Origin of the sequence: Nocardioides furvisabuli (assembly GCF_021083185.1) — a bacterium.
In the GTDB taxonomy this organism is placed as follows: domain Bacteria; phylum Actinomycetota; class Actinomycetes; order Propionibacteriales; family Nocardioidaceae; genus Nocardioides; species Nocardioides furvisabuli.
Genome location: NZ_JAIGQB010000016.1, coordinates 1 through 9,299, shown reverse-complemented (window position 1 = coordinate 9,299; position 9,299 = coordinate 1). Strand labels below are relative to the sequence as shown.

Genomic DNA, 9,299 nt, shown 5'->3' with positions numbered 1-9,299 from the left:
TACGTCGGCAACGGCCGACGCCCTGGCCCCCGCCCCAAGACCGCTGAAGTGTCACCGAAGTCCTGAGACATGAACTGTCACCGATGTCCTGATACAGAACTGTCACCCATGTCCTGAGACATCACACAACCCACTGTCGGACCCCTTCTCTAGACTCGAACGCATGATCGAGATATTGGAAGTGGAGCCGGAGGACGGGGCAGACTCCCTCGGCCCCGCAGCCCTGCTCGCCTCGATCCGCTCCCGCAAGGCCGCCGAGGACCAGGCCGCGGCAGATGTTCTGGAGCTCGCCGCCCGGTGGGCTGACCTCCACCCACCGGAGTCGATCCACTCCGCGGCCTCGTTCACGGTCGCGGGGTGTGAGCACGAGGAGCCCATCGCCGGCCCCGGCGCTCCGCTGGTCGCGGAGTTCTGCGTCGCCGAGCTCGGCGCTGTCTTGGGCATCACCAGCGTGTCGGCGAAGAAGCTCATCGGTCACGCCCTCGAGCTCCGCCACCGCCTCCCCAGGTTGTGGTCGCAGGTCCACGCTGGACGCGTCCCCGCTTGGCGCGCGAAGGCGGTTGCAGAAGTCACCATTCACTCGAGTCCGGCCCTCACCCGTGAGGCAGCCGCGTTCGTCGACGCGCAGGTCGCCGCGGTCGCAGGTCGGATCGGTCCCGCCCAGCTGGACCGCCTCGTTGCGGAGACCATCAAACGGTTCGACCTCGCGACCGCCGACCCGGCCGCCGACCCCGAGGACGGGTACCTCCACGTCGACCCCCGCCACGTCACCATCCACGACCAGGACGTCCACTTCGCCGGCACCGTGCGGCTCGAGGCCGAGGTCGACCTCGCCGACGGCCTCGACCTCCACCAGGCCCTCGCCCACCGAGCCGCCACCCTCAAGGCCCTCGGGTCGCAGGAGTCACTGGATGCCCGTCGGGCGAAGGCGCTCGGTGACCTGGCCCGGACGCAGACCGCGCTCGACCTCTTCCAGCACGGACACACCAGCGGGCCGGACGGGCAGGATCTGCCGGTCGCGCGGGAAGTCGTGCTCCACGCCCACTTCGACGCCACCCTGTCCGGCGACACCACGATCTTCGGGCCGACCGGACGGCTCGAAGAGGGCCAGCGGCTGGTCCTGCTCGACCAGCTCCGGTCCTGGTGCGGCGACTCCCGCACCAAGGTCACCGTCAAGCCGGTCATCGACCTCAACACCGAGAAGGCCGCGCCCGGCTACGCGATCCCGGACCGGATCCGTGACCGCGTGGTTCTCCGCGACCGCGCCTGTGTCTTCCCGTGGTGCGGTCGCCCCGCCCGCGGGTGCGACGTCGACCACGTCACCGAGTACGACCATCACGCCGACGCAGAAGGTCGACCACAGCCCGGGCCGACGCACACCGACAACCTCGCGGCGCTGTGCCGGTTCCATCACCGGCTGAAGACCCACTCCGCCTGGCGCTACGACATGGTCGCGCCGGGAGTGTTCGTGTGGACCAGTCCGCACGGCCATCGCTACCGACGCGACCGCACCGGCACCACCGCCCTCGACCCGCCCGACCCCGGTCCACCCGAGCTCGGCCCACCCGAGCTCGGCCCACCCCGGATCCCGTCACCGCGAAGGTGACCCCGCCCCGCACCCCGCCACTTCTGATGGCGGGGTCACAGGCACGTCCGCACTCGACTGCGCCACGCCTTCGGTCCCTCTGGTGGGATCAGATGGGTCCCAGTCGAGTGCCGCGCACGACTCAGACTGCCTTGACGTACCTCCGGCACGGCGACAGGAAGGTCTCCCCACCGGCGGTCACCTCGTACGGCAGGTCGCCCTCGTCGCGCCAGCCGCACCTCTCGTAGAACCGTCGCGCCCGGGCGTTGCCCGTGACCACCGCCAGCCAGGCGACCTCGTGCCCCCCGGCGGCGACCTGCCGCTCCGCCTCGGCGAGCAGCACCTCGGCCAGTCCGGTCCCGCGTGCACCGCGGCCGACGAAGACCTGCTCCACCTCGTCTCCCACGACCATCACGAAGCCGAGCAGCTCACCGTCGGCGGACACCGCGACGGTCGTGTCGGCGACCCGGGAGGGCGTGCGGTCGTGGAAGGCCGGCAGCGTGCGCGCGGCGGTGAGCCCCTCGGGCACGTGTCCGGCGTGACCGTCGTGCCAGCCCCGGTGCCAGAGGTCGGCGACCGCGGCCATGTCGGCGGCGACGGCCGGTCGGATCGAGGTCACTGGCCCACCCTAGGATCGCCGGCATGAGTGACGACGCGCTGGAGCGGATCTGGACGCCCCACCGGATGGCCTACGTCCGCTCGGCCGTCGACGACGAGGGCTGCCCGTTCTGCGCGATCCCCGGCCACCCCGACGACGAGTCGCTGGTCGTGGCGCGCGGAGGGTCGACGTACGCCGTGCTGAACCTGCACCCCTACAACCCCGGTCACCTCATGGTCCTGCCCTACCGCCATGTCGCGGACCTCGCCGACCTCACGCCAGGGGAGGCGGCCGAGCTCATGACGATGACGCAGCAGTCGCTGCGCGCGATCCGGGCGGTGAGCCAGCCGCACTCGTTCAACGTCGGGCTCAACCTCGGGCGCTCGGCCGGCGGCTCGCTGTCGGAGCACCTGCACCAGCACGTCGTCCCGCGCTGGACCGGTGACGCCAACTTCATCACCGTCGTCGGTGGCGCCAAGATCCTCCCGCAGCTGCTCGCCGACACCCGCCGGCTGCTCGCCGGCGCGTGGGACGCCGAATGAGGGACGTCGCGGGCGGCCTCCCTGATGAAGCCACGGCATCCCCGCTGGTCGTCGAACGATACGATGCCGGGCGCCACAAGAAAGCCTTGGTCGCGCTCCTGCTCGAGCTGGCGGCGGTTGATCCGCCCTACCCCTCGCGTCTCAGCTCCGACGGCACGGCCGAGTCGTTGGAGTCCTGGCTGGCTGCTGAGCCCGGTGCAGTGGACTGGGTCGCCACCCGTGACGGCGAGGTGCTGGGCCACGTACGCGTCACGGACCCGCACCCCTACCTGGTGGCGCACGGTCCCGCGATGGGCGTCGAGATCGACGCACAGACCCATGGCGAGGTGGTGAAGTTCTTCGTCTCCACGGTCTGTCGACGTGACGGAGTCGGCAGAAGTCTCCTCACGACGGCCATGCGGCACATAGAGTCCTCGGAGCGCAGACCCGTGCTCGCCGTGCTGGACGGATCCACGGGTGCCATCGCGTTCTACAACGCGATGGGTCTCGTCGAGATCGGTGCCTTCGACGGCGAGGAAGGTCTCAATCACGTGTTCATGGGCTCCCCGGAGGGGGCTTGACCGAAGAACGGGGAAGCCGATGAGCGGCGAGATGATGAACGTGGTGGCAGCGTCGATGTCCGCCGTCGCCGCGTTGGCCGCCCTAGCAGTGGCTTGGCTGAGCCTTCGTGACTCGCGCAGGTCGATGGCGATGCACGAGCGCGAGCGCGCCGTGGCCATGGACGCCGCGTTCCAGGCGCGTCTCGACCCGCTCTACCCCGATCTCCGCCGAGTCCTGGGGCGCGTCGATGACGGCGTCCCGGAGCCGATCCGCCATGTGTTGCTGCCGTTCTTCGTGCTCTACAGCGACTGCTTCGCTGCCCATCGCGATGGGTTGCTCAACGCCCGAGACTGGCGCGGCCTCGAGCGGGAGCTGGCGTTCTGGGCCCAGAAGCCCGTGGCCCGGCGCGCATGGGCGGCCTTCAGCCAGCAGGAGTGGACCGAAGGCTTTGCGAACCACATGCACGAGGTGCTCACCGGCGATGCGGCCTATCCCAACCTCGCGGACGACACGTTCCGCCCGCCGGAAGTGATCTGGCTGGAGGACGACGAGCCCGCCCCCAGGACCTGACGGCCCTATTTCTTCCTGGGCACCAGGGGCTCGGAAGCATCGCTCTTCCCGGCCGCCTTCGCGTGCTTGTCGGCGCGCTTCTCCTTGATGGACTTGCCGGACTTCTTGGACATGCCTTGCCGTGGCGACTTGTCGCTCATCGGGGCTCCTCGATTCGGAAGCCTGACTGGCTCCGTCCTGCCACAGTACGCCTGCGCACTACCGTGGGCGCCATGGATGACGCGCACCTCGCTGCCGATGCCTCGCTGGCAGCCGACCTCGTGCGCGAGGCGGCACTGCTGGCCGCCCGGATCCGCGCCGAGGGACTCGACGTGTCGCGCAAGACCAGCGGTTCCGACATCGTGACCCAGGCCGACACCGCGGCCGAGCGGCTCATCGTCCAGCAGCTCACCGCCGAGCGCCCCGACGACGCGATCGTGGGGGAGGAGGGCACCTCGCGCCCCGGCACGTCGGGGCGCACCTGGGTCATCGACCCCGTCGACGGCACCTACAACTTCTCCCGCGGCAGCGACTGGTGGTGCAGCGCGATCGCGCTGCACGACGAGGCCGACGTCCTGCTGGGCGCCGTGCACCACGCCTCCACTCTGCGCACCTGGGTCGGTGGGCCCGACCTGTCGACCACCCTCGACGGTGAGGCCCTCGCGCCGCTGCCCGAGACGCCGCGCGAGGCGCGCTGCGCCACGACCTACCTCCACCCGCCGTTCTACGGCAGCGAGGTGGGGGAGGCCTTCACCCGTGCGCTGGGCGAGGTCGGGACGCTCCGGATGCTCGGCTCCGGCACCATGGACGTGATGGCCATCGCGTCGGGCCAGTGGGACGTGCTCTTCCAGCACTCGGTCGCCGACTGGGACCGCCTCCCGGGCGCGGCGATCATGCGCGGCGCCGGCGGCGAGTCGGTCGTCGTACACGCCGCCGGGGTGGACTGGACCGTCACCGGAGCGCCCGCGGCCGTGGCGGACGTCCGGGCCGCGCTGCTCGGGCGATAGCCTGCGGCCGTGCTCGACAGGTTCAAGCAGTTCTGGCAGGGCGTCATGCTCGCGCCCTTCGTCAACCTCTTCATCCGCCTCGGCATCAGCCCGGACGTGGTGACGCTGGTCGGCACCCTCGGCGTGAGCTTCGGGGCGCTGTTCTTCTTCCCCCGCGGCATGGTGTGGGAGGGCGTCCTCTTCATCACCGCCTTCGTCTTCAGCGACCTCATCGACGGCGCGATGGCCCGCAAGACCGGCCGCAAGGACGACTTCGGCGCCTTCCTCGACTCGACCCTCGACCGCGTCGCCGACGGCGCGCTGTTCGGCGGACTCGCGCTCTACTTCGCCTGGCAGGCCGAGAGCCGGCTCTACCTCGTGCTGTGCCTGGTCATCCTGCTGATGGGGGCCGTGACGTCGTACGCCCGCGCCAAGGCCGACCACCTCGGCTACGACGCCAAGGTCGGCATCGCCGAGCGCCCCGACCGCCTCGTCGGCATGCTCGTCCCCGCCTTCTTCGCCGACGTGCTCGACCTGCCGATCCTGCTCGAGGTGGCGCTCTGGGCGCTCGCCGTCGCGGCGACCGTGACCGTCGTCCAGCGCATCTGGGTCGTACGCCGCCAGGCGCTGGAGCGCGCGGCCTCGCAGGCCTGATCGGGGGCGCTGTCGAGGGCGGAGCCCGATGCCTCCTATGGGATGAGCCCGGACTACGATCGGGTCATGGCTGAGCACACCCCTGAGACCCCCATCGAGCACGGCACGAGCCGCGTCAAGCGCGGCATGGCCGAGATGCTCAAGGGCGGCGTCATCATGGACGTCGTCACCGCCGAGCAGGCGAAGATCGCCGAGGACGCCGGCGCCGTCGCGGTGATGGCGCTCGAGCGCGTCCCGGCCGACATCCGCGCCCAGGGCGGCGTGTCGCGCATGAGCGACCCGGACATGATCGACTCGATCATCGAGGCCGTCTCGATCCCGGTGATGGCCAAGGCCCGCATCGGCCACTTCGCCGAGGCCCAGGTCCTGCAGTCGCTCGGCGTCGACTACATCGACGAGTCCGAGGTGCTCACCCCGGCCGACTACGCCAACCACATCGACAAGTGGAAGTTCACCGTCCCCTTCGTGTGCGGTGCGACCAACCTCGGCGAGGCGCTGCGCCGCATCACCGAGGGCGCGGCGATGATCCGCTCCAAGGGCGAGGCAGGCACCGGCGACGTGTCCAACGCCGTCATGCACATGCGCACCATCGGTGGCGAGCTGCGCCGCCTGCACTCCATGTCCGAGGACGAGCTCTACGTCGCGGCCAAGGAGCTCCAGGCGCCGTTCGAGCTGGTCAAGGAGGTCGCGGCCGCGGGCAAGCTCCCCGTCGTGCTCTTCACCGCCGGCGGCATCGCCACCCCGGCCGACGCGGCGATGATGATGCAGCTCGGCGCCGAGGGCGTCTTCGTGGGGTCGGGCATCTTCAAGTCCGGCAACCCCGCCCAGCGCGCCGAGGCCATCGTCAAGGCCACGACCTTCTTCGACGACCCGGACGTGGTCGCCAAGGTCTCGCGCGGCCTCGGTGAGGCCATGGTCGGCATCAACGTCGACGAGATCCCGCAGCCCCACCGCCTCGCCGAGCGCGGCTGGTAGCCACCCGCCTCAGCGCACCGCCCGCGCCACCACGGCCGCGGCATCGACGAAGCCGTACGCCTCCTCGCCCGCCTGGGCGGGGAGGCCGAGGCGCACCACCGTCGTCCGCGTCGTCGGGTCGACGAGCAGCACCTGCCCGCCGAAGCCGAGCGCGGCGAAGACGTCCTGCCCGACCGACGGTGCGAGCTGTCCGGTGACCCGGCGCAGCGGCTGGCCCTGCGCGTCGACCGCGTCCGTGGCGCCGCGCAGGGGGCCGGGACGGTTCAGCCACCACAGGTAGCCGTAGGCCGCGTTGTGCGGGGTCGAGGAGCGAGCGACGGCGTCCGCGACGTAGCCCATGTCGACCAGCCGGGTGCCGTACGCCTTGCCCTTGCCGAGCTGCAGCGCGCCGAAGCGCGCGAGGTCGAGGCACGTGGTCTGCAGGCCGTAGAACACCGCCGCGTCGTCGGCCCGGTCGGTGATGAACCTCGTGCGCTGCATGCCGAGGGGCTCGAAGAGCCGCGTCTCGGCATACCTCGCCACCCCCATCCCGGTCGACCTCTCCAGCACCTGCTCCAGCACCTGGATGGCGGCGTTGTTGTAGGCCCACGCGGTGCCGGGCGCGTGCTGCTGCGGCAGGCCGATGGCGTACGCCGTCCGGCTGCGCGCCGCGAGCAGGTCGGCGTAGTCCGACTGCAGCGACCAGAAGCGCCCGCTGTCGTTGGCGAGGAGGTTGCGCACCGTCACCGTCGCCGAGGCGGTGCCGCGCCACTGCGGGACGTAGCGCGAGACGCGGTCGTCGAGGCGCAAGTCACCGTCGCGCACCGCGATGCCGACCAGCGTGCTCGTCACCGACTTGGTGATCGAGTAGACCTCGCGCGGGGCGTCGCGCCGCAGCGTCCAGTTGTCCTCGTGGACGAGCTTGCCGTTGCGGAGCACGGCGAAGCAGGTTGAGTCGCGGCGCCGCGCCACCTGCGCGCCCTCGCGCAGTGCGCTGCCGCGCAGGCCCACGCTGGCGGGGGAACGCACCGGCCAGCCCTCGACACGGTTCGCGTCCGCTGCGGCTGCGGCTGCGGCTGCGGCTGCCGGGGCCGCGGTCTCGGGGCGGTCCAGCGGTCCGGCGCACGCCGTGGTGACCACGACCGCGCCCGCGGCGGTGAGGGCGGCGAGGCGACGACGAAGTCCCATGGCCGCAGGATACGACCGGCCCGACCCGGCTGAGCGTGGATCGACCCGCGGTCCTACCCTCCCTGTGTGCCTGCCGCCCAGCCCACCATCGGCGTCCTCGCCCTCCAGGGCGACGTCCGCGAGCACCTCGCGGCGCTGCGCTCGCTGGGTGCCGACGCGATCTCCGTACGCCGTCCCGCCGAGCTCGCGGCCTGCGACGGCCTCGTCCTCCCGGGCGGGGAGTCCACGACGATGGTCAAGCTCGCGAGGATCTTCGACCTCCTCGAGCCGCTGCGCGACGCCGTACGCACGGGCCTGCCCGCCTTCGGCACGTGCGCCGGGATGATCCTGCTCGCCGACCGCATCGAGGACGGCGCGGCGGGCCAGGAGACCATCGGCGGCCTGCACATCACGGTGCGCCGCAACGCCTTCGGGCGCCAGGTCGACTCCTTCGAGGAGGACCTGCACGTCGACGGGCTCGCCGACGCGGTGCGCGCCGTCTTCATCCGGGCGCCGTGGGTCGAGGCGGTCGAGGACGACGTCGAGGTGCTTGCGCGCGTGGAGACCGGTCCGGCCACGGGTAGGATCGTCGCCGTCCGGCAGGGCCCCCTGATGGCGACCTCGTTCCATCCCGAGGTCGGCAGCGACGACCGGGTGCACGGCATGTTCGTGGACCTGGTGCGCTCGGCCTGAGCGCGGACCGACCAGCACGTCGAGAAGAAGAGGGACTCATGTCAGGCCACTCCAAGTGGGCAACGACCAAGCACAAGAAGGCCGCGATCGACGCCAAGCGCGGCAAGCTCTTCGCCAAGCTCATCAAGAACATCGAGGTGGCGGCCAAGCAGGGCGGCGGTGACCCCGCGGGCAACCCGACCCTCTACGACGCCATCCAGAAGGCCAAGAAGAGCTCGGTCCCCAACAAGAACATCGACTCCGCCCTCAAGCGCGGCTCCGGCGCCGAGTCCGGTGGCGTCGACTACAAGACGATCTCCTACGAGGTCTACGGGCCCCAGGGCGTCGCGATCCTCGTCGAGTGCCTCACCGACAACACCAACCGCGCCGCGATGGAGGTCCGCACCGCCGTCACCCGCAACGGCGGGACGATGGCCGATCCCGGCTCGGTCTCGCGCCTGTTCACCCGCAAGGGCATCGTCGTCGTGCCGAAGTCGCAGGACCACGACGGCACGGTCCGCGAGGTGACCGAGGACGACGTCCTCGAGGCGACCCTCGACGCCGGCGCCGAGGAGGTCAACGACCTCGACGAGGCCTTCCAGGTGCAGAGCGAGGCCACCGACGTGGTCGCCGTGCGCACCGCGCTCCAGGAGGCGGGCATCGACTACGACTCCGCCGACGTGGAGTTCGTCGCCAGCCTCGAGATCCCCGTCGACGCCGACGGCGCCACCAAGGTGCTGCACCTCGTCGACGCGCTCGAGGACCTCGACGACGTCCAGGACGTCTTCACCAACGTCGACATCCCTGCCGACGTGATGGCCGAGCTCGAGGCCGCCGACGCCTGACGGCGGTCCACCGATCGCGCTGTAACGCCGGGTTGGTGCTTGTTCTACCCATGTTCTACGGGGGTGCTTACAAGCACTAACTGTGATCTCCAGCCAGGTTGTCCAACCGGGTGATGGGTGGTTGGCCACCGAGGGCTGAGTGGGGCCGGTGGTGGTTGTACTGATGAAGCCATCCTGACAGTGCTCCTCGACGGACGTCTTCTGAGG

13 protein-coding genes are annotated in these 9,299 nt (G+C 70.9%); 9 read left to right on the top strand and 4 right to left on the bottom strand.

The annotated features are described in order from the left end of the window. The first annotated feature begins 163 nt into the window (after nucleotides 1-163). Complete coding sequence (locus K4G59_RS19575) at nucleotides 164-1,606, top strand: HNH endonuclease signature motif containing protein (protein WP_231252745.1); 1,443 nt, start codon at nucleotides 164-166, stop codon at nucleotides 1,604-1,606. 121 nt (nucleotides 1,607-1,727) lie between these two features. On the opposite strand, the gene K4G59_RS19570 is transcribed toward K4G59_RS19575, so the two are convergent. Then, nucleotides 1,728-2,204, bottom strand: a complete 477-nt coding sequence (locus tag K4G59_RS19570) for a GNAT family N-acetyltransferase (protein ID WP_231252744.1) — start codon at nucleotides 2,202-2,204, stop codon at nucleotides 1,728-1,730. Between the two features lie 23 nt (nucleotides 2,205-2,227). Between K4G59_RS19570 and K4G59_RS19565 the strand changes: the two genes are divergently transcribed. From K4G59_RS19565 to K4G59_RS19555, 3 genes are read left to right on the top strand one after another with little or no spacing between them, the layout of a single operon-like run. Continuing rightward, nucleotides 2,228-2,725 carry an HIT family protein gene (locus K4G59_RS19565; protein ID WP_231252743.1) on the top strand — a complete coding sequence of 166 codons (498 nt, stop codon included), beginning with the start codon at nucleotides 2,228-2,230 and terminating at the stop codon, nucleotides 2,723-2,725. Continuing rightward, complete coding sequence (locus tag K4G59_RS19560) at nucleotides 2,722-3,285, top strand: GNAT family N-acetyltransferase (protein WP_231252742.1); 564 nt, start codon at nucleotides 2,722-2,724, stop codon at nucleotides 3,283-3,285. Before K4G59_RS19565 ends, K4G59_RS19560 begins: the two co-directional genes overlap by 4 nt. A 19-nt stretch (nucleotides 3,286-3,304) precedes the next feature. After that, nucleotides 3,305-3,835, top strand: a complete 531-nt coding sequence (locus tag K4G59_RS19555) for a hypothetical protein (protein ID WP_231252741.1) — start codon at nucleotides 3,305-3,307, stop codon at nucleotides 3,833-3,835. Between the two features lie 5 nt (nucleotides 3,836-3,840). Here the strand turns inward: K4G59_RS19555 and K4G59_RS20300 are convergent, their stop codons facing one another. Beyond that, complete coding sequence (locus tag K4G59_RS20300; RefSeq protein ID WP_269210484.1) at nucleotides 3,841-3,975, bottom strand: hypothetical protein; 135 nt, start codon at nucleotides 3,973-3,975, stop codon at nucleotides 3,841-3,843. A gap of 72 nt (nucleotides 3,976-4,047) precedes the next feature. On the opposite strand from K4G59_RS20300, the gene K4G59_RS19550 reads away from it, so the two are divergent. From K4G59_RS19550 to pdxS, 3 genes are all read left to right on the top strand, one after another. Next, a complete protein-coding gene (locus tag K4G59_RS19550; protein ID WP_231252740.1) occupies nucleotides 4,048-4,821 on the top strand; it encodes an inositol monophosphatase family protein in 774 nt (257 codons plus the stop codon). A gap of 9 nt (nucleotides 4,822-4,830) precedes the next feature. After that, complete coding sequence (gene pgsA / locus K4G59_RS19545; protein ID WP_231252739.1) at nucleotides 4,831-5,454, top strand: phosphatidylinositol phosphate synthase; 624 nt, start codon at nucleotides 4,831-4,833, stop codon at nucleotides 5,452-5,454. Nucleotides 5,455-5,520: 66 nt separating this feature from the next. Beyond that, nucleotides 5,521-6,429 (top strand): pyridoxal 5'-phosphate synthase lyase subunit PdxS, encoded by a 909-nt coding sequence (gene pdxS / locus K4G59_RS19540; protein WP_231252738.1) that lies wholly within the window; start codon nucleotides 5,521-5,523, stop codon nucleotides 6,427-6,429. Nucleotides 6,430-6,438: 9 nt separating this feature from the next. On the opposite strand, the gene K4G59_RS19535 is transcribed toward pdxS, so the two are convergent. Next, the gene (locus tag K4G59_RS19535; RefSeq protein WP_231252737.1) at nucleotides 6,439-7,596 is read right to left on the bottom strand and encodes a serine hydrolase domain-containing protein; all 1,158 of its coding nucleotides are present in this window, start codon (nucleotides 7,594-7,596) and stop codon (nucleotides 6,439-6,441) included. A gap of 66 nt (nucleotides 7,597-7,662) precedes the next feature. Here K4G59_RS19535 and pdxT point away from each other — a divergent pair, with 66 nt between their 5' ends. Then, complete coding sequence (pdxT, locus tag K4G59_RS19530) at nucleotides 7,663-8,268, top strand: pyridoxal 5'-phosphate synthase glutaminase subunit PdxT (protein WP_231252736.1); 606 nt, start codon at nucleotides 7,663-7,665, stop codon at nucleotides 8,266-8,268. 38 nt (nucleotides 8,269-8,306) lie between these two features. Then, nucleotides 8,307-9,092 carry a YebC/PmpR family DNA-binding transcriptional regulator gene (locus K4G59_RS19525; RefSeq protein WP_231252735.1) on the top strand — a complete coding sequence of 262 codons (786 nt, stop codon included), beginning with the start codon at nucleotides 8,307-8,309 and terminating at the stop codon, nucleotides 9,090-9,092. A 76-nt stretch (nucleotides 9,093-9,168) separates the two neighbouring features. On the opposite strand, the gene K4G59_RS19520 is transcribed toward K4G59_RS19525, so the two are convergent. Beyond that, the coding region (locus K4G59_RS19520) for an integrase core domain-containing protein (RefSeq protein WP_231252746.1) at nucleotides 9,169-9,299 on the bottom strand (131 nt) is incomplete at its 5' end.

Coding starts and splice junctions, on each gene's coding strand:
- K4G59_RS19550 (WP_231252740.1), top strand. CDS start 4,048: ATGGATGACGCGCACCTCGCTGCCGATGCCTCGCTGGCAGCCGACCTC.
- K4G59_RS20300 (WP_269210484.1), bottom strand. CDS start 3,975: ATGAGCGACAAGTCGCCACGGCAAGGCATGTCCAAGAAGTCCGGCAAG.
- K4G59_RS19535 (WP_231252737.1), bottom strand. CDS start 7,596: ATGGGACTTCGTCGTCGCCTCGCCGCCCTCACCGCCGCGGGCGCGGTC.
- pdxS (WP_231252738.1), top strand. CDS start 5,521: ATGGCTGAGCACACCCCTGAGACCCCCATCGAGCACGGCACGAGCCGC.
- K4G59_RS19555 (WP_231252741.1), top strand. CDS start 3,305: ATGAGCGGCGAGATGATGAACGTGGTGGCAGCGTCGATGTCCGCCGTC.
- K4G59_RS19575 (WP_231252745.1), top strand. CDS start 164: ATGATCGAGATATTGGAAGTGGAGCCGGAGGACGGGGCAGACTCCCTC.
- K4G59_RS19565 (WP_231252743.1), top strand. CDS start 2,228: ATGAGTGACGACGCGCTGGAGCGGATCTGGACGCCCCACCGGATGGCC.
- K4G59_RS19560 (WP_231252742.1), top strand. CDS start 2,722: ATGAGGGACGTCGCGGGCGGCCTCCCTGATGAAGCCACGGCATCCCCG.
- K4G59_RS19525 (WP_231252735.1), top strand. CDS start 8,307: ATGTCAGGCCACTCCAAGTGGGCAACGACCAAGCACAAGAAGGCCGCG.